Raw genomic sequence first — 18,634 nt, forward strand, 5'->3', positions numbered from 1 at the left:
AACGGGCGCATCGGATGAGAGATGTAGAAGTCCATCTTGCTTCGGTCCCACGTGTAGACAACGACGCCGTTGACCAGCATCTCGACTTGGCCTGAGGCGCGCTTCGCCCGGATTCCGAAGCACATCCGCTTATGGGAAAAATCCGTCCCTGCGAATAGCCGGACGGTCGTTGTGTGATGCTTGCCGCCGGGCCACGCGTGCATCGACACGTCCAGGCCACGCCGACCGGCGAACTCAAAATCAACCTCGTCCTTGGTATCCCTATCGTACACCCACAATGGTGCAACGATGACGCCTTCGCGCAGTTCGGGGAGTGTGACGTCAGATTCCCATAGGCCATCGTCCTGCGGGACGGTTCCATCGACGGCTTGCAGCTGAGGTGCGCCTTCGGCGTCAAGCCTGAGGACCACTTGCGTCCCGCTAGGCTGCACATGATCGTATTTCCAAGCGATGGTGCTCCCGGCGTTTGCCCATTCTGAAGCATGCCAGCGAGCCTTGTAATCGAACTTGTTCATGTCCGAGATGTCGAGCGCCGGCAAATGACAGCCGTTGCCGTCAATGTTGATGACCGGCTGCGGCAGCTGGGCCGGAGGATCGCTGGCTACGACGGCCGTCAACCGTTCGATCAGCCCGGGTCCTGTTGTGACCCTTGTCCAGATCGTCATCGCGGTTGCCGCAGTGACCGCGGCGATCGTCACGAGGCCCAGGACCGAAGCCGCGACGTGTCGAATCCACCATCGTTTCATCCGGGTTGTCCCATCTTGTCGTGCGCACCTGACATACAATACGCCGTGTGAATTCCGCGTCTTTGCCGCAAAGCAGCTCGGAAAAATTCCGCCGCCGATTGGATGTTCAAGTCTCGGACAGCAGCGTAGTCGTTTTGGGCAGCCTCGTGGATCGTCTTGTTGCAATCTGCGACAGGCGCCCGCCGCGACGCGCATTTTACGACCTCTGCCAGCAGAACCGGAGTCATTGGGCTCTTCTCACGCCGACCCGACCGATCGCTCGCGATTGTCCGGTCGATCATTCGTCGCTGCCAGCGCGGCGCCGGCTGGGCTATTCGGTTTCGCCGTTTTCGACTCTGGACCCGTGTAGCGCCGGAGCAGGCGGGTGAGTGGCGCTTCAAAGCAGCGATAGCAGAGCACCGCGGCGATACAGCTGATCAGGAGCACGGCAATCGCATTCAGGTACGGATGAAGCGGCGAGACCTTTTCCGCTGCGCTGACCACGAAGCCGTGTGTGAGATAAAGCGAATAGGACGCGTCACCCAGGACGACGGCAAAGGTCAAACGCGGCCAATATCCGGCCCTTTCGACAGACAATGCTCCGGAGACCAGCAGCAGACTGGGAAGACCCAAAAAGATCAGGCGAGGGACGCCGTCGCCGGGAACGAAGCCTGTTAGGCCGATGACGGCGAACGCCCCTGCACCAGCCATTAGCTGGGCCAATCCGAGCCGGAGGCCACCAAGCGGGGCACGTGCGCTCAACGCCATGCCCGCGACAAATTCCAGCAGGATCGGATCCGTGTAGGTCTGTGCGAACGCCCCGTCCTTGGCACCGAGAAAGCCTACGAAGATCAGCAACAGCATCAGCGACGATGAAAAAAACCGGGGACGGCCGATGACGAGTCCCAGGGTGAAGACGAGATAGAAGAACATTTCATAGTTGAGCGTCCAACCGGCAATGACCAGCGGCCAGACATGCCCTGCCTGATCGACATAGGGGATGAACAGGACCGACTTGATCAGGCTTTCGGCGTCAAATCTGAAATTGCGAAAGAAGTGCGGGATCAGCGAGAAGCCGCACATGATAAGCGTCATCGTCCAGTAGAGTGGCGCGATGCGAATCAGTCGCTGGCGAAAGAAATTGACCGGCGTTTCCTTGATCCCCACCGTGCCCATGATGAACCCGGAGATCACGAAGAAGATGTCGACCCCAGCATAGCCTTGGGTAAACGTCTTGGTATGGAACAGCACCACCATGACCGCGGCGAGCGCCCGTAGAACTTGGATGGATTCCAGCTTCGCCACGCACACCTCTCTTGTGCTTTGACGCGAGGGCGGGCCGACCCCGCGCACCGCAATTCAGCACCGCGTCATATTTCGGATAGCATTGCTTCGTGTGCCGCAGTTCGCGACGCGGAAAAGCCTATGTCGATGATCCCACAATAGCAATCAACCCACCCTCTGGTCGCGTCGTCTTGCTCGGCAGCGTTAATTGGCAGCCATCGGACCAGACTCTCGCAAGAGAGACTTCGACACGATCGTTGCGGTCCCGACGCCGGTGGTATGAGACCGACCGGATGACTGATGCAGCGGCGCCAAAGCTCGGCCCATCAGTCGGCGGGAGGGCCAGCGAGCACGAGATCGGCCATTGTCAGGCCACTGACATCGCCAGCGTTGTGGCGGCCGCCGAAATCCTGTGCAAACGCCAACTTGGGTGTGCGATTGCGGGAGGTATCATGTTACGCCATTTGGTCGATCTGATCGACGCTTAATTGCTTGTGCGGCAGCACACACACGAGAGCCCCGACAGACATCTCGGCGGAAACGTCGTCGCCAGCGTGCGACGTCAATGCGGGCGGCATTAAGCAAGAAACCTACAAACCTTCCCAAACTTTCGCAGACAAAGTATGTGTGAAACGTGCCGACAGGACGCGAAGTTGGAGCGACAATACCTGTGGCGCATGGTGAACAGGGAAAAGCGTAATGCCGATCGCGAGCTCCGTACGTCTTGGCAAAGACGTTCAGATTTATCACGAGAGCCAAGTCAATCTGTATGGCTGTAGCGTAGGCGACGGCACGCGGATCGGCTCTTTTGTCGAGATTCAGAAAAACGCCGCGATCGGAGCAAGATGCAAGATATCGTCGCACAGCTTCATCTGTGAGGGTGTAACGATTGAGGACGAAGTCTTCATTGGTCATGGTGTAATGTTCACCAACGACCGATTTCCGCAGGCGACTAATCCTGACGGCAGTCCTCAGACTGAGGCGGACTGGAGCGTCGAGAAGACGCTGGTCAAGCGCCGCGCCTCGATCGGCTCCAATGCCACAATCCTGTGCGGTCTGACGGTGGGCGAAGGCGCGCTGATCGGGGCTGGAGCCGTGGTCACAGCCGACGTTCCTGACTACGCGGTTGTCGCAGGTGTGCCTGCCCGCATCGTCGGCGACACGCGCAAAACAAAAACTAGGGCAACTTAAGTCGTTACGAAATTCGTCTGTTGGCAACGAAAGAGGATTTGGAACATTGGTTAGCATCGGCCTTGTCGGATACGGATACTGGGGACCTAACCTTCTCCGCAACTTCGTCGACGTGCCTGGCGTAACGGTATCGGCCGTTGCGGATGCGAGGCCCTCACAGTTGGAAGCCGTTTCACGGCGCTACCCCGCGATCAGAACGACCAAGCATTTCTCCGACCTCGTTGTCGATCCGTCGATCGACGCGATCGTTGTCGCGACGCCGGTTTCGACGCATTTCGAATTCGGCATGGCCGCTCTCAAGGCGGGAAAGCATGTGTGGTTGGAAAAACCCATGACCGAAACCAGTCATCAGGCGGAGAGGCTGGTCGAGGAAGCAGAGAAGCGGTCTCTTACTCTGTTCGTTGATCACACGTTCGTCTACACGAGCGCGGTCCGCAAGATGGCCGAACTAGTCAAGGCAGGAGAACTCGGCAAGATTCTGTATTACGACTCGACCCGGGTCAATCTCGGTCTGTTCCAGCGAGACGTGAACGTCATTGCTGATCTAGCGGTGCACGATTTCTCCATCCTCGCATATCTTCTCGGTGAACATCCTACGGCGGTATCGGCAAGCGGCATCAATCACTTCCCGGGAACACCGGAAAATCTCGCTTATATCACCCTGTTCTACGACTCAGGTACGATTGCTCATACCAATGTCAGCTGGCTCGCTCCCGTGAAGGTCCGCCAGGTTCTCGTCGGCGGTAGCAAGAAGATGATCACCTATGATGATCTGGAGCCCAGCGAAAAGGTCAAAGTCTACGACAAGGGTGTGAGCTTCACGGACGACCCGAAGCAGATCCAGGAAATGCGGGTTGGATATCGCATGGGAGACATGTGGGCTCCGAAGCTGGACGGAGGTGAGGCATTGAAGGTGGCAGCCGAGCATTTCATCGATTGCATCGCAAGGCGCGCCAATCCGATGACGGACGGTCGCTTTGGCCTGCGGATCGTCGAATTGATCGAAGCCGCAACGAGCTCGATGGGAGGTCGGGGCGAAACGGTTCATATTCGGCGTCGGCCGGTCGACGAACTGCCGGCAGGCGCCTGACGCTCGCAATCGGTGGTGTCGTTCCCCCGAAGGGATCATCGGCAACGGCATGATGCGATCATGCCGTAAAGGCGCCGCGACGATGAGGATACTCTCCCGTTCTGACCAGACCTTGAGCGGGGCTAATGACGGACGTCACGGCAGGACGGCCTGAACCGAGATCCGACGCCGCTTCACGGACCCGGCGCCGGCTCGGAAGCAGCATCGCCTGGAGGCTTTCGCCTGCAAGGTTTTAGTCGCTTCCGAGGCGAAGGCCAGGTTTATTCGTGCCGGCTGCAGGCCTCGCTCAGCACATTGACGACGCGATCCTGCTCTGCATCCGTCATCTGCGGATAAAGCGGGAGAATAATGCTTCTGGTCTGAGCAACTTCGGATTTGACTAGCGAGTGCCGGTGGTGCATTTCCGAATAGGCCTTTTCCTTGTGGGCGCACATGATGCCGCGGCGCGTCGCAATCTCATGGTCCAGCATCGTCTGCATGACTAGGCGCTGATCGCAATGATCCGGCAGCCTGACACAGAAGCTCTGCCAGTTGCTGCGAGCATAGGCGGGTTGGACCGGCAGCCCAAGGCCGGGAATTGAGGCCAGCAGTGTCAGATAGCGCTCCGCCCGCTCACGCCTCGTCTGGACGATCGATGGTAGGCGCTTGAGCTGCTCGCGACCGACGGCCGCCTGAATGTCCGTCATTCGATAGTTGTAGCCGATGACCGGATGCTCTTCGAAGATGACCTTTGGCGAGCCATGGCGCACCACGTCGGGCACGCTCATCCCATGTTGTCTGAGCAGGCGAAACTTCGCAGCCCAGTCGGCCCTCGACGTGGTCAGCATGCCGCCGTCGCCGGTGCTCATGACCTTTCGCGGATGGAACGAGAAGCATGCTACGTCGCCGCGCGGTCGACCGATCATTTCCCATTTGCCGTCCGCACAGATTTCACTGGCAATTGCGCAGGCCGCGTCTTCGATCAACACAAGTCCGTGGCGGCGAGCAATGGAGACAATGCTGTCCAGATCGCAGGGCATCCCCATCTGATGGACGCAAAGGATGGCCCGCGTTCGCTCGGTAATCGCCGCCTCGATCATCTCCGGATCGATGTTGAACGTATCCGGCTCGATATCGACGAAGACAGGAATCGCTCCGCAATAGGCAATCGAGTTCGCTGTGGCGATATAGGAATGGCTGACGGTGATCACCTCGTCGCCGGGAGAAACACCCGCGGCGAGGAGCGCAAGATGAAGAGCAACCGTGCAATTCGAGACCGCGACGGCGTGCTCCGCTCCGGTGAAGGCTGCAAACTCGCGCTCGAAAGCTGCGACCTCCGGACCTTGCGTGATCCAGCCGCTCAGGATGACGCGGCGTGCAGCATCCGCTTCCCTCTCGTCCATGACCGGCTTGATAATCGGTATCATCTTGGCAATCCTTGGTGCTCGTCTTTTGAGATCAGGTCACGAGTTCACGATTGGCACGCCACCAGGTGACCAAGCGCTCCAGACCCTCCCTGAGATCGACCTCAGCCCGGAAGCCGAGCAGATTCTCGGCCTTGGAAATATCGGCAAGACGTCGTGAAACCGGATTCACCTTCCGCTCAGGACCATACTCGGGCTTGAGGTCCGAATTCATGACCTCGAGCAAGGTTGCGGCCAGCTCGTTCAAGCTCGTTTCGGTTCCGCTGGCGACGTTGAAGGCCTCGTCCGAGATGTCGCTTCGCAGCGCAAGGACATTCGCACGCGCGACATCCTCGATATAAACGAAATCCATCGTCGTCGAGCCATCGCCGAGGATCAGCGGCGGCTGACCGTTAGCAATCCGATCCATCCAGCGGATCAGGACTTCGGTATACTTGCCATGGGTGTCCATGCGCGGGCCGTACACATTGAAATAGCGCAGCACGACATAGGGGAGGCCATACATGTCGTTGAAGGAGCGAAGCAGGCCCTCCAGCATGATCTTTGAGGCGCCGTACCAAGTGCGATTGTTGTACGGATGATGATCTTCCCGCGTCGGAAACACGTCCGCAAGGCCATAGATGGACGCCGTGGACGCCGTGACAACCTTCTGAACTCCAGCCGCCTGGGCGGCCTCGAGGACATTGAAGCTCCCATCACACATGACGCCTAACGCCTCACGCGGCTCTGCGGCGCAGGCGGTTATTCTCAGCGTCGCCATGTGGATGACCGCATCCATTCCTTGCGTAATCCGGTGCACCGCCGGGACGTCGCGAATGTCGCCTTCGATCAGCTTGACGCGCGGGTCTTTCAACGCTTCAGTGACGTTCCGTGTCGTGCCACGGCTGAGATTGTCGAAGATGAGGATCTGCTCAGGCTTGTGTTCGCGCAGCAGCAGGTCGATGGTGGTCGAGCCGATCAGGCCGCATCCACCGGTCACGAGAATTCGGGCGCCGTCGATTTCCATATCAAATGATCCCTGGTTTGCACATTAGACGATGGGCCTCACGGGCCGCATCAGTCGCGATAGTGTTCGAGAAAGGCGGCGGCGACCTCCTCCTGGGCAGACGAAGCTAGCTCCGGATACATCGGAAGCGACAGGACTTCGGCAGCAGCCTTTTCGGCGTGAGGGAATTGACCGCGCTTGTATCCGAGGTCGGCGTACGCAGGCAGGAGATGAATGGGATGGGGATAGTGGATGCCAGTCTGGATCCCCTTTGCATTCAGCTGGGCCTGGAGCGCCTCGCGATTGGACGTCCTGATGGCGTAGATGTGGTAGACGTGTCGGGCGTAGGCAGCTTCCGTCGGCACGCGCACGCCTTTATCGGCAAGCATCGCTGTATAGCGAGATGCAGCGGCGCGCCTTTGCTCTGTCCAACCTTCGAGATAACGCAGCTTAACCCGCAGTACCGCGCCCTGGATGCCCTCGAGTCGGTAATTGTATCCCTTCAACACGTGCTCGTATTTTCGTTCAGCGCCCCAGTCTCGCAGCATGCGCAATGAGCGGAGAGCCGTCGCATCAGCCGTGACGGCCATGCCGCCTTCGCCATAGGCGCCGAGATTCTTACCCGGGTAGAAGCTGAAGCAGCCGATATCGCCTATGCTTCCGACGCGACGCCCCTTGTAATCGGCGCCATGCGCTTGGCACGCGTCTTCGACCACGGTCAGGCCGTGCTTTCGCGCAATCGCCAGCAAGGGATCCATGTCGACGGGGTGTCCGTAAAGGTGGACCGGAATAATTGCTTTGGTGCGGGGGGTAATGGCCTGTTCGAGCAGCGCGGGATCCATGCAGTAGCTGGCAGGATCGATATCGACGAACACCGTCTTGGCTCCGGTGTAGTGAATGGCCGCGACGGTAGCGACAAAGGTGAAGGGGACGGTGATCACCTCATCACCTGGACCGACACCGGCGGACAGGAGCGCCAGATGCAAGGCGCTGGTTCCGGTATTGACGCCAACACCGTGCGGGCTTCCCGTATAGGCTGCAAACTCCTTTTCGAATTCGACGACTTCGGTCCCGAGGGTAAATTGGCAAGAGTTCAAGACGGATTGAATGGCCGCATCAACTTCCGGCTTAATGGCCTGGTATTGGGCTTTCAAATCGACGAACGGAATCATCAGAAGTTCTCGCCTGGTTACACCGCTTACGGAGCCCTGCTGCGTGGCGACCACGAACAGGGCCATGAGGACCGCCCCGATCTTCCGTATCGCGCTGAGAAGGATGGTCCCCGGCTCGGCAATAGGTAGTCGCTTGAGCGTAAAAGGTTCATGGGCCAAAATATTCTAGATGCAGTCGGATAAGCAACGAGCATTTAGAGTTAAGTATAACCGACGGAGTTAAAGACACGACCGGGTCGCGCTGCAGTGGACAAAGCGCTCGATATCAATATGGTTTTTCTTGCGTTTTAGCCGATAAAGAAAGCATGTAACGACGTGACTGGTGAGTTTGGCAGCGATCAAAGGCGCGGGAAAGCGGGCATGGACACCGAGGAACAAACACGGATTCTTGCGAATTTCGCCCGTTTTGATGCCGAGGTTCAATCCGTGGAGGCGGCATATGCGCGAGGCGACTTCGCGACCGCTGCGTTCTTTGCTGCCACCGCGGCAACGATCGCAACTCATGCGCATTGCGGCATCTTTGCCAGTCCTCGCCTGGAGCACGTTCTCAATGCGATTGGGCGCCGGATCGCAGCAGCCGACTCCGGCGCTCGACCCTGTCATGGAGGGACCTACAGGAAAGTGTTGCACGTCGGCACCGAGGTCGCAGCAGTCGGTGGTCTCACGCGAATGATCAGCCGTTGGATGGATGCCGATGCCCAGCGCGTAAATTCTCTCGTGCTGACGCAACACCGGGGACAAATACCGAGCCATCTGACCGAGGCAGTACGACGGAGTGGCGGGCAGATCACTTTGCTCAACCAGATGCGCGGCAATCTCTTTGACTGGGCCCGCACGCTGCGGCGTCTGGCCGCCCAGCATGATGCCATTATCTGCCATATTCACTGTGAGGACGTTATTCCCCTGCTGGCCTTTGCAGACAAGTGGGGACTGCCGCCGGTACTGTTTCTCAACCACGCCGATCATTTATTCTGGCTGGGGCCGAGCATTTCGCATCTGGTCATCAATCTGCGCGAGGCGGCGACGGCGATTTCTGAGGCACGCCGTGGCGTCGAAGCGCGACGAAATGTTCTGCTGCCCACCATTGTCGATGCCACCGCCAGGCGGAATTCGCGACATGACGCCAAGGCCAAGCTGGGCTTGGATCCGGAGGGCATTTCGCTGCTCTCGGTCGCGCGGCGCCCCAAATACCGTTCGCTGGACGGAGTAAGCTTCGCTGATCGCCATGTCTCACTTCTCGAAAGGTACCCCAAGGCCAGCCTTATTGTCGTTGGTTCCGGAGACCCCGATGACTGGCAGGACGCGAAGGCCAAGGTCGGCGGTCGTATCATTGGACTGGCGGAACAACCCGATCCGCAACGTTATTTCGAGGCCGCCGACATCTACGTCGACTCCTATCCGTTCGTGTCATCGACATCGATGATGGAAGCGGGCGGTTATGGGCTCCCGCTTGTGACGATCTTCACGTTGCCCGATGAAGCCAATATCTTCGGCATCAATCACGTCGGCCTCGTCGGCACGTCACTGGTAGCCAGAACGTTCGACGATTATGAAGCCATTCTCGAGCGTTTGATCGCCGATCCGGCGTATCGCACTGAGTGCGGCGAGTCTGTGCGTCGTGCCATGGAGGAGTTTCATGTGCCGGCTGGATGGCACCCGCGGCTCGATGCCATTTTCAGCTACGCGGCGAGTCTGCCGCCACGCGATGACGATTGGGGCGCAGCCCCGAACATCGAACTTCCCAGGCTTGGAGTGCTGGATGCGGTGCACGAGGACATCGTCGGATCGAAATACTCGGCCGCGGAGATCGAGATGATTTATATGGGAGCATTGCCGTTTCCCCAACGGCTCTCCCAATGGAGAGCCATGAGAAAGCGTGGCGATATTCACGGCGTCACTGCAAGCAGTCGCCTCCTGCTCCCGGAATGGCTGAAGCGAAGGCTTAAGCCATAATCGAAGCTATCCGGTCGCGCCTTTCCGAGATTGATCGTCGACATCACGCGGTCTCGTTGACCGACCGGCGATCGGTGGATCCTGAAGTCGCGCCCCTGGGATTGGTTCAGCTGGCAGAGCGAGGCCCGGCTTTCTCCATGATCCTTCCAAGGATGTCGCTCAGCTGGGTCGAGATCCGCGTGCGTAGTGCAGCATAGACATCGGCGCGAGCGATAATGCTGCCCGCCAGGGCGAGATAGACCAGACCTGATGTCGTTGCGGTGGCCAGCAGTTGTAGGAGTGCCGGACTGCCAGGCTGCGAGACGAGCAGGCCGGCGAGCGCAGCGATCGCTCCCGCAAGGCCCAACGGCAGGATGACTTTCAGGGTGTCGCCAAGGCTGACCGGCGTTCCACGCGTAGCGAAGGCGAAGCACGGAATCAGAAGAATGTTCAGCACCACGGCATAGGCTGCAGCGATGCCGACGGCGCCATAAGGCGCTGCGATCAAGAAGCCTGCTCCGATCATGGGAACAAAGGCGAGACTCCAGATAAACATCTGTTTTGTCCGTCCCAGGGACATGTAGATCCAGCCGGCAGCGTTGATGGGGACGCCGGCAAAGATCGAAGCTGCGAGCCACTGGAAGATCGTAACCGACTTTTCCCAACCGGGACCGTAGACAATCGTAATCAGGGGGCCGGATCCGGCAATTAGGCCTGCTGCGACGCCGGCTCCCAGGAACATGACGAGTCCAAGTGCGTCGAGCAGCGCCTGACGCCAGCGTTCGGGTTCGTTCTGCAAGCGGCTGAGAGATGGCTCGACGCTTGAGCTGAGCGGCCCGTTGAAGAGGTTGAGCGGCATAAGCATCAGCTGATAGCTCCGGGAATAGTATCCGAGCTCCGAGGCGCCGAAACGTGAGCCGATGATGATGTTATCCAGTTGACGGTGGAAAAAATTGACGACGCTGAACCCCGTCAAATACACGCCGAAATGCAGCGCGCTTCGAGCGCCGCGCCAATCGCTGACCCGGCTCGGCCGCCAGCGGCAGACCGTCCAGAGCGTCGACAGGGTGACGACGTTCGCCACCAGCACCGTAACGACGAGCGACCAATACCCGAGATCGGTCTTCCAGGCAATGAGAAGGCCTGCGGCAGCACCGGAGGCATGTCCCAACAGTCCCGCTCCTTGCAGTGCCATCCAGCGCATCGAGCGCAGCAGCAGCGCGGTATGCTGCGAACCGAGCGCCGCCAGCGGAAAGGCGATCGACAGGGCCATGATCACGCCGGAGACCCGAGGGTCATCGAAGAACCAGGCGGCCAGCGGCGCCAAACCGCAAACCACGGGCACGAGAAGACAGCCGATGCCCACCGTAATGAAAAAAAGTCCGCTGACGGTGTCTTGATCAATCTGTGAGCGCTGTACGGTGGCCGACGTCAAGCCGAACTCAGAAAAGATGCCGATGAAGCTGGTCACGGCGGTGGCCATGGCCACTAGACCAAAATCTGCCGGCACAAGCAGTCGAGCGAGGATCGCGGTCGTGACGAACTGGATCAACATGCGGATCGGCTGGGCCGCCACCGCGACAACGCCGCCGAGGATCGTGCGGCGACCGAGGTTCTCGGCGAGATGATCTGTGTTTAGAGCTCGCCGATTGTGCTCTCGTTGGCTTGTCATTTGGACTGCCGGTTGAAGGGCGTGTCGGCCTTGTTGCCCCGCATGATGATCGTCACAGCATCTCGCAACGGACTTTCGGACAGCAGGGATCTTGCCGCACGTGTTGGAAAAATGGCGATGGCGCGCCAGATCGCCTTCAGCGCCGCTGCGCGTTCGCCCTTGCGCGCGCGAAACAGGGCGGCCTCCACGAAATAGTAGAAAAAATGTTGCATCGTCTCGAAATAGGACCTCGCAAAATCGATTGGCGAAGTCCAGAGCCGCCATTCTGGAAGCGCGTGTCGGAAGAAGATCCGTCTTGCAAAAGCGATACGCCGCGTTTGCAGTTCATCATAGTGACCTGTGGGGCGTTGACGGAACAGCACGCAAGGCTCAGCGACGAAGCCAACGCCGAAGCGGCGTGCAATCCTCAGCTGCCAGTCCCAGTCCTGTCCGCCAATCAGTCTCTCGTCAAACAAGCCAATCGTCTCGCGGACGCTGGCTCTGACGACAGTTGCGCCAATCTGCGGAAAATACCCGCTTAGCATCAGCTTGATGAGGGCGCCGCCCTCAGGAACTCGCGGCGGCCACGGCCCGTAGATCGGCTGCCGTTGCGGATCGGTGTTGATGATCTGGCCAACGACCATGCCGAGTTCAGGCGTGCTGGTCAAAAGCTGCAGATGGTGGCGAATATGGTTCGACGTCCAGAGATCGTCATCATCGAGAAATGCGACGTATTCGCTGGTTGCAGCGTTCAGCGCGATATTGCGAGCGGCCGCGGAGCCGTTGACGGACGTATGTAGATATTTAGCTCCGAATGCCTCGGCGATCTCCCGGGTTTCGGGGGACGTTCCGTTGTCTCCCACAATGATCTCAAAGGACAGATCGTCCAATTCGAGCGCTCGAATGCTGGCCAAGGCCTCACGCAAAAGGGCAGGTCGATTGTTGGTCGGGACAACGACGGAGACTGTTTTTCTCGCTTGGGGCACGGTCAATACCACTCTTCCCAATTGTCGAACGCGCCATCGAGCAGCGCCGCGAAAATGCGATCATCGTCGATAGAGGTCACGAAGGTGCGTGGAATGGTTCCGGGAGGTCGGGTGTTCTCGGCTTGGGCGTAGATCAGCTCATATCCCGCCCGTTGTGCAGCATGATGTGCGAACGAGCTCCAGTTTCGTGATTGCCCGAACGGAATGGCTAAGGAGTCGATCGGCAGACTTAGTCGCGATTGGAGCCTCGACCTGGACTGCTGCAGCTCGTCGACGGCAGTCTTCTCGTCAATGCGCCCGAAATCGGGATGGGAAACGGAATGGCTCCCGATTTCGACGCCCATGCGCGAAAGCTCGCCGAGTTCGTCCCACGTGAGCATGCGTGTTCGATGCCAGTCAGAAGGGCAATCCACGAAGTCGGTGGCCACGAACAAGGTCCAGGGGATCTGGTACTCGCTCAGGATCGGTGCAGCGACCATCAGCGTGCTGCGCCAGCCGTCATCGAAGGTGATCGAAAGGTCCCGCGGCCCGGCTTCGCCGCGTGCAATCCGAGCGGCTGGCACAAATTGATAACCCTGTCGGAGTGCAAGTTCGATTTGGCGTCGAAACCGGCTTGGCGAACAATCGTTGACACCTAGGTCGGGCTGTCCCACGGAATGATAGCAGAGCAGCCGTCCGGTTGGTTTGGTCCTGCGGCGCCCAAAAATGGCCAGAGCTTTGCGCTCGCAATAGAGGCGTGCCTTGGCTGCCCGTCGACGCCAGTGAAGCCTGTCTGCCAATTCTGCTCTCATCCTGATCCGGTGGTGCCTGCGGTCCTTCAGATCGGCACTGATCAAACGGAGACCCTTCCGGACGCAATAGCACGCGGTCGGCCATTATGCACTGCGACGGTGATCATCTTCGCACTAATCTTAACGCTTCGAGATTGCGACGGCCGTCGGAGCTCGCTGATTGGTCGGTTAACGTTGCTTTCAAGTTCATCGACGGCCGGCCCGGGAGAGGAGCTTGCCCAGCCGTTTCGGTGTGGGCCAGCGCACGCGGCTTGCGATCGATCCGACTGTAAGGGTCGGCGCGACGACAAGGTCGCGGCCGCTGCGAAGACGATGGGCGAGGGTGTTGGCTTCGACCCGCTGATAGCAGCCCAGAAATCCCCCGATCATATGGCGCTTGATGAAACCGGCGAGCTTGAGGCGGCGATCGAGATCGAACTTGTTATTGTGGAGATGCCACGCGGTTGCCTCATGCGGCGACCGCGTATCGAAGTTCGCAAAAAGCCAGCCGTCCGGCTTGATCGCGCGATGCAGCTGAGCGGCTGTGGCATCGAATTTGGGGACGTGAACAAGAACGTCGAAGGCGGTAACCATATCGAAGCTGCTGTCGGGCAACTGGCTCTGATTGAGGTCGATGATCCTGATTGGGTCCTGATGACGTTCAAACCGCCACGCGGCATATCGAAGCAATGGACGTGAAATGTCCGCGATCGTGACGTCGAATGAGCTGCGGTGGAAGAACTGGGCGTTCAGTCCAATTCCGGAGCCGAAATCAAGCAGGCTTCCGCTAATATGCCGATCCTGGAGAAACCTCAGGACCGCAACCGCTTGAGGGAATGCATATCCCGCAGTTTGCAGATAGGCATACCAGGCGAGGTCATACTTCCAGGACGAAAGCGTGTCATAAAAGTCCTGCAGGCCCTCGGGCGTTGAGCGGTCTGCGGATCTCCATTCTTCGACGCTCAGTTGCTCCCAGTTGATGCACTTGTTGTAGGCGGTTTCGACGGTTTCGGAATGGTATTCCGCCAGTTCTGCCAGGATCGCGGAGCGACAGTCGGAATCCGCGGCGATGCAGTCGCGCAACCGTTTCATGTTTCCATCGAAATAGGCGTCGCGTTGATCGGCTGACCACGTGTCCGGATCAGGAGGCGGAGCGAGCTCGGGATCGATATGGGCTCCCTGTTTCGTTTGCAGCGGCCGGATCACCAAGTCGGCAAGCCGTGCCAGCGCCCGATGAGTTTGGATGCTTTTGGGCATTTTTTGTCCCGTGGCGTCAAGATTGGCATCGCATCAGGTAGCCTAAGGCGGGAGAGCCTGCGGCTTCGCTGCAGTCTGACCAGCGACAGATGATGCCAAGCTTCGCACAGTTGTGGGCATTGTCAAAAGTTGGCAGGCTTGGGCCTCTCTGCGGCAGCTGGTCGGCGAGCGCCGTACGCCGCGGAAATCATGCGCTTGCGTCCTGGATCGAGCGGGCTGCCGATGCCATTTATGGCGGTACGCCGGCACGGCTGGCCGCGCCCCGAGCAAGGTGATCAGGCGTTGAATGTTTCCTTGGAAGCCTGCCAGACGGGCGGGAAAATCAGCGCGAGGGGGGCCACGCTCAGTCGACCGGTGTCATTGTATCGATCAACGAGAGGGAATTCTCTTCGAGGACCAGACAGCTCAGGCGTCCCGTCGCAAATGCGCCGGTGTCGATGTTGACGCGATTGGGCTTCACCTCGACGGTCTTGGTCGGGGTATGACCATGGATTACGATTTTACCGAACTCGCCTTGCGCGTCCAGGAACTCGCCTCGGATCCAAAGCAGGTCCTCCTCGGCCTGCTGCGTCAAGGCGACACCAGGCCGGATGCCGGCATGAACAAAGAAGAAATCGCCGAACGTGCAACTCGTCTGCAGGCTGCGGAAGAACTGCATATGCCTGCTCGCGAGAGCGGCATGGAACGTGGCCTGGGTCTCGGGCACAGGACGGGAGGGGCCGGCGCCAATAAAGCCCGGCATCACGCCGTATGAGATCAGGGTCTCGAAGCCGCCGAGTCGCATCCACCGATCGAACGCCACGCGGTCGGTCAGGCTGCGAAGGGCGAGCGCCTCGTGATTGCCCTTGAGGAAGACGCATTCGTGCGACCGGCTTTGCTGGACCAGGCGATCGATGGTCTGCTGAGACGCCGGCCCTCGGTCAATGTAATCGCCGAGGAAGATAAGGATCGGCCGTGATGCCGGTCGGGCGGCAAGGTCGCGCTCGATTTGCGCCAACAATCCCTCCAAGAGATCCAACCGGCCGTGAATATCGCCTATCGCATAAACTCTTAGGCCGGGCGGGAGCAGGGGATCTCGACCGGAAAGGCTGAGCTGCTTGGCAGCGGGAAGTGGGTACGGCACGGTTCAACTCGTTGCGGCAGCAGGCCTGCTCAAGCGTGCAGAAGAGGGCTATTTAGGGAGCTGGCGTAAGGTCTAAGGTTGTGGACCAGAGGCTTATAATTGGTCAAACTGATCGTTGGTATTTTAGTACCTTTGATTCGCACCCCTCAGGGGGAGTGCTGCGGCGGCGATCAACCATAGCCGCCGATCTCTGTTGATCTAACGGGGCGACTGCTATAGGTTGGAACGAGCTTTTTTTAAGTGCAAACAAGTAGTTGGAGAGCGTTTCATGTCTGTCAATAGGGTGTTGAAGGCAATTTGCGCTCCTGTTTTCATGATTGCTGCCGGCCAAGCCTGGGCCGGGACTTGTGTCAATCCGCCGCTCTCACCCGCTGCGATTGCGCAGTTCAAGGCAGATCCCAAGTCCCTCGTGGCGCCGGAGAGCGACACGCGCACGATTGAGAACCTCGTTCGAGACCTCGTCGGAACGGATGCAAAACTCGGCGCCGACATCGTTCAACTTGTCCCCGATACCACACCTCGTTTCCGCTCCGCTATCGCGGCTGGCATGGCGCAAGGGGCAATCGCGTGCTCGAATGTTGACCAGGAAGCTGCCTTGCTGATCCAGCAGGCGGTCGCGGGATTCCAGGACAGCGCGTTTCAGGCCTCCTTCGCTGCCGTCGCCGGCGACCTGTCGACGGCAGCAGTTCAGGCGGCGACCGCGTCCGCAAACAGCTCGGTGGGAAGCGTGGTCATTGTCAATCCCAGCGGCGCGCGCGTTCAGACGAGCTCGCCGCGTAGCGGAGGAGGCAGCACCTCCATTGTTCAGATCACATCTGTTGGCGTCAGCATACGTGCAGTGAGCGGCGCCACCTCGACCTCCACGACCGCAGCATCTCCCGTGAGCGCAAAGCGCTGATATCGCCAGAGCAGCGACTGAGCCTGTCAAGGATTTGAGATGAACGTCGCCGGCCCGTTTTCGCGCTACTCGGAACCTCTCGCCAGTAGCAGCGTCTCTTCGTCCGGGTCCGTTTCTCTGCTCGAAGTTCGGGACTTTTTCAGCCGCCAATGGCGGCTGATCTTTCTTGTCACATTGCTCGCGATCGGCGCCGGAGTTGCCTACCTCGCCGTGGCGCCGAAACGTTACACGGCGCAGGCGGACATGATCATCGATACCAAGCGAGTGACGTGGAATCAGTCTTCGCTTGAGACGGAAAACCGGTCGATTGATGACGCCGCGGTCGAGAGCGAGATCGAAACCACGAAGTCGGAACAAGTCGTCTCCTCTGTCATTCGCAACCTGCATCTGACGGAGGATCCTGAATTTATCGGGGCCGGCGAAAGTCTGAAGCAGCGGCTTTTTGGGTTGGCAGGTTTGCCATCGGGACCGGCCAGCGAGCCGACGAAAGAGGAACTGCAGCAGCGAGCCATTGCTACCGTCAAGTCCAATCTGCGGATCACGCGACTGGGCCGGAGCTATATTGAGCAGATCGCCTACACGTCGCTTGATCCTGCCAAGGCGGCGCGCATCGCCAATGCATTCGCAGATGCCTATATCGAAGACCAGCTGCAGGCGAAGTTCGAAGCGACTCATCGTGCCAGCGTCTGGCTCGAGCAACGGATTGGCGAGCTGAAAAAGCAGGCCAGCGACGCTTTCCGCGAGGTCCAGGATTTCAAATCTCAGAATAGCATCATCATCGGCGTCGATGGCAAGCTGGCCAGCGATATCGAGCTGGACCAGCTTAGCACCGCCTTGGCCAAAGCGCGTGCAGATACCAGCCAGGCGAGGGCCAAGCTCGATCGTATCGAGCGCGTACTCGAGCAGCGTCCCGACCCGAATAAGGAAAGCTTCAACATTCCGGATCCGGTGGTCACCGACGCGCTCAGCAGTCCGGTGATCACCAAGCTGCGCCAGCAATTTCTGGACGACAAGAACAAGGAAGCCGAGTGGAGCGCACGCTACGGCTCGGATCATCAGGCCGCTCGCAATCTGCGCGCCGAAATGGCCGCTTTGCAGCGGGCGATCTGGGACGAGATCAGCCGCATCGCAGAAAGCTACAAGAGCGAGCTGCAGATCGCAAAGAGCCAGGAAGAATCCATCGACAAGCGGATGCTGGAGGTGTTTCAGCAATCGTCGTCAACAAGACAGTCGCAAGTCCGCCTGCGCGAGTTGGAAACCGCGGCAAACACCTATCGCGGCATCTACGAGAGCTTCTTGTCGCGGTTCACGCAATCGGTTCAGCAGCAGTCGTTCCCTTCGACGGAAGCGCGGCTCGTTTCGTTGGCTACAGCTCCGAGCGCTCCCTCCTCTCCCAAGACGGCGCTCACGATCGCGCTTGCGACCCTGTGCGGACTTGGGTTGGGAGTGATGGCTGCGGTGGCACGCGAGCAGATGACCCGCCAAATTTATACGCGCGCTCAGGTCGAGAATCTGTTGCGGACTAATTGTCTGGCCGTTCTGCCGGCGTTTAGCCAAAGGAAAATCTCGCGGTCGAAGCGCGGCACACGGCAGTCCGGTGCTTTCCGACAGATCAGTGAAGTTGCCCCCTATTCGGCGACCGCAGAGGCGCTGCGCTATATCAAGGTCGCCATCGATTTGAACCCGGCCGGCGGAAAGGTGATCGGCATCGTTTCGGCGCTGCCTGGCGAAGGCAAGACCACCGTTGCGGCGGGCTTCGCCGCATTTGTTGCCAAAAGCGGCGCCAAGATTCTGCTGATCGACGGTGACTTGCGCAATCCATCAATGACCTCGACGCTCGGGTACGAGGATTCGCCGGGTCTGCTCGATCTGGTTGCAGGGAAATCCACGCTTGGTGACCTTGTCATCAGCGACATGACGAGCAAGTTCGATTTCATACCGGCTTCGACCCGGATCAAGCCGTCGAACAGTTCGGATATCCTCACCTCGCCCCAATTCAAGCAGCTGCTTAAAACCGCTAGAAGCGACTACGACTACGTTCTCATCGATTTGCCGCCGATCCTGCCGGTGGTTGATGTAAAGGCCGCAGCCCATCTCCTCGATGCGTTCGTCATGGTTATCGAATGGGGCAGCACATCTTCAGATGATGTCGTCAAGGCGGCCTCGG

15 protein-coding genes are annotated in these 18,634 nt (G+C 59.2%); 5 read left to right on the forward strand and 10 right to left on the reverse strand.

Translation table 11 applies throughout. The features are described 5' to 3' along the window. On the reverse strand, nucleotides 1–746 hold a 746-nt coding region (locus tag BRAS3809_RS10455), incomplete at its 3' end, for a family 16 glycosylhydrolase (RefSeq protein ID WP_035655979.1). Nucleotides 747–983: 237 nt separating this feature from the next. Beyond that, nucleotides 984–2,030 (reverse strand): acyltransferase family protein, encoded by a 1,047-nt coding sequence (locus BRAS3809_RS10460; RefSeq protein ID WP_008962060.1) that lies wholly within the window; start codon nucleotides 2,028–2,030, stop codon nucleotides 984–986. Between the two features lie 678 nt (nucleotides 2,031–2,708). On the opposite strand from BRAS3809_RS10460, the gene BRAS3809_RS10465 reads away from it, so the two are divergent. Together BRAS3809_RS10465 and BRAS3809_RS10470 are read left to right on the forward strand one after the other, a co-directional pair. Beyond that, nucleotides 2,709–3,200 (forward strand): acyltransferase, encoded by a 492-nt coding sequence (locus tag BRAS3809_RS10465; protein ID WP_035655981.1) that lies wholly within the window; start codon nucleotides 2,709–2,711, stop codon nucleotides 3,198–3,200. Between the two features lie 46 nt (nucleotides 3,201–3,246). Next, complete coding sequence (locus tag BRAS3809_RS10470; RefSeq protein ID WP_035655982.1) at nucleotides 3,247–4,290, forward strand: Gfo/Idh/MocA family protein; 1,044 nt, start codon at nucleotides 3,247–3,249, stop codon at nucleotides 4,288–4,290. A 260-nt stretch (nucleotides 4,291–4,550) separates the two neighbouring features. On the opposite strand, the gene BRAS3809_RS10475 is transcribed toward BRAS3809_RS10470, so the two are convergent. From BRAS3809_RS10475 to BRAS3809_RS10485, 3 genes are read right to left on the reverse strand one after another with little or no spacing between them, the layout of a single operon-like run. Beyond that, the gene (locus tag BRAS3809_RS10475) at nucleotides 4,551–5,696 is read right to left on the reverse strand and encodes a DegT/DnrJ/EryC1/StrS family aminotransferase (RefSeq protein WP_008962063.1); all 1,146 of its coding nucleotides are present in this window, start codon (nucleotides 5,694–5,696) and stop codon (nucleotides 4,551–4,553) included. A 31-nt stretch (nucleotides 5,697–5,727) separates the two neighbouring features. Continuing rightward, complete coding sequence (locus tag BRAS3809_RS10480) at nucleotides 5,728–6,693, reverse strand: NAD-dependent epimerase/dehydratase family protein (RefSeq protein ID WP_085963474.1); 966 nt, start codon at nucleotides 6,691–6,693, stop codon at nucleotides 5,728–5,730. Between the two features lie 56 nt (nucleotides 6,694–6,749). Continuing rightward, on the reverse strand, nucleotides 6,750–7,850 hold the full coding sequence (locus BRAS3809_RS10485; protein WP_035655993.1) for a DegT/DnrJ/EryC1/StrS family aminotransferase: 1,101 nt from the start codon (nucleotides 7,848–7,850) through the stop codon (nucleotides 6,750–6,752). Between the two features lie 360 nt (nucleotides 7,851–8,210). Here BRAS3809_RS10485 and BRAS3809_RS10490 point away from each other — a divergent pair, with 360 nt between their 5' ends. Next, the gene (locus BRAS3809_RS10490) at nucleotides 8,211–9,803 is read left to right on the forward strand and encodes a glycosyltransferase family protein (protein WP_008962066.1); all 1,593 of its coding nucleotides are present in this window, start codon (nucleotides 8,211–8,213) and stop codon (nucleotides 9,801–9,803) included. A 106-nt stretch (nucleotides 9,804–9,909) separates the two neighbouring features. Here the strand turns inward: BRAS3809_RS10490 and BRAS3809_RS10495 are convergent, their stop codons facing one another. The 5 genes from BRAS3809_RS10495 to BRAS3809_RS10515 form a co-directional block, all read right to left on the reverse strand. Next, on the reverse strand, nucleotides 9,910–11,454 hold the full coding sequence (locus BRAS3809_RS10495; RefSeq protein WP_008962067.1) for a lipopolysaccharide biosynthesis protein: 1,545 nt from the start codon (nucleotides 11,452–11,454) through the stop codon (nucleotides 9,910–9,912). Further along, nucleotides 11,451–12,419: a glycosyltransferase family 2 protein gene (locus BRAS3809_RS10500; protein ID WP_240535643.1), complete on the reverse strand. Its 969-nt coding sequence runs from the start codon at nucleotides 12,417–12,419 to the stop codon at nucleotides 11,451–11,453. The genes BRAS3809_RS10495 and BRAS3809_RS10500 overlap by 4 nt, the downstream gene beginning before the upstream one ends. 2 nt (nucleotides 12,420–12,421) lie before the next feature. Then, nucleotides 12,422–13,255, reverse strand: a complete 834-nt coding sequence (locus tag BRAS3809_RS10505) for a polysaccharide deacetylase family protein (protein WP_240535642.1) — start codon at nucleotides 13,253–13,255, stop codon at nucleotides 12,422–12,424. A 141-nt stretch (nucleotides 13,256–13,396) separates the two neighbouring features. Continuing rightward, nucleotides 13,397–14,446, reverse strand: coding sequence for a class I SAM-dependent methyltransferase (locus BRAS3809_RS10510; protein ID WP_008962070.1), 1,050 nt, complete (start codon nucleotides 14,444–14,446; stop codon nucleotides 13,397–13,399). A gap of 343 nt (nucleotides 14,447–14,789) precedes the next feature. After that, nucleotides 14,790–15,569, reverse strand: coding sequence for a metallophosphoesterase family protein (locus tag BRAS3809_RS10515; RefSeq protein WP_035655987.1), 780 nt, complete (start codon nucleotides 15,567–15,569; stop codon nucleotides 14,790–14,792). Between the two features lie 268 nt (nucleotides 15,570–15,837). Between BRAS3809_RS10515 and BRAS3809_RS10520 the strand changes: the two genes are divergently transcribed. Together BRAS3809_RS10520 and BRAS3809_RS10525 are read left to right on the forward strand one after the other, a co-directional pair. Further along, the gene (locus tag BRAS3809_RS10520) at nucleotides 15,838–16,467 is read left to right on the forward strand and encodes a hypothetical protein (protein ID WP_035655989.1); all 630 of its coding nucleotides are present in this window, start codon (nucleotides 15,838–15,840) and stop codon (nucleotides 16,465–16,467) included. Between the two features lie 39 nt (nucleotides 16,468–16,506). Then, nucleotides 16,507–18,634, forward strand: a 2,128-nt coding sequence (locus BRAS3809_RS10525; protein WP_035655991.1) for a polysaccharide biosynthesis tyrosine autokinase, incomplete at its 3' end; no start/stop codon positions are given.

The organism is Bradyrhizobium sp. STM 3809 (genome assembly GCF_000239795.1).
In the GTDB taxonomy this organism is placed as follows: Bacteria; Pseudomonadota; Alphaproteobacteria; order Rhizobiales; family Xanthobacteraceae; genus Bradyrhizobium.

Excerpts from the sequence above, each read along its gene's own strand:
- BRAS3809_RS10465 (WP_035655981.1), top strand. The coding sequence starts at position 2,709 with ATGCCGATCGCGAGCTCCGTACGTCTTGGCAAAGACGTTCAGATTTAT.
- BRAS3809_RS10475 (WP_008962063.1), bottom strand. The coding sequence starts at position 5,696 with ATGATACCGATTATCAAGCCGGTCATGGACGAGAGGGAAGCGGATGCT.
- BRAS3809_RS10485 (WP_035655993.1), bottom strand. The coding sequence starts at position 7,850 with ATGATTCCGTTCGTCGATTTGAAAGCCCAATACCAGGCCATTAAGCCG.
- BRAS3809_RS10490 (WP_008962066.1), top strand. The coding sequence starts at position 8,211 with ATGGACACCGAGGAACAAACACGGATTCTTGCGAATTTCGCCCGTTTT.
- BRAS3809_RS10495 (WP_008962067.1), bottom strand. The coding sequence starts at position 11,454 with ATGACAAGCCAACGAGAGCACAATCGGCGAGCTCTAAACACAGATCAT.
- BRAS3809_RS10510 (WP_008962070.1), bottom strand. The coding sequence starts at position 14,446 with ATGCCCAAAAGCATCCAAACTCATCGGGCGCTGGCACGGCTTGCCGAC.
- BRAS3809_RS10520 (WP_035655989.1), top strand. The coding sequence starts at position 15,838 with ATGTCTGTCAATAGGGTGTTGAAGGCAATTTGCGCTCCTGTTTTCATG.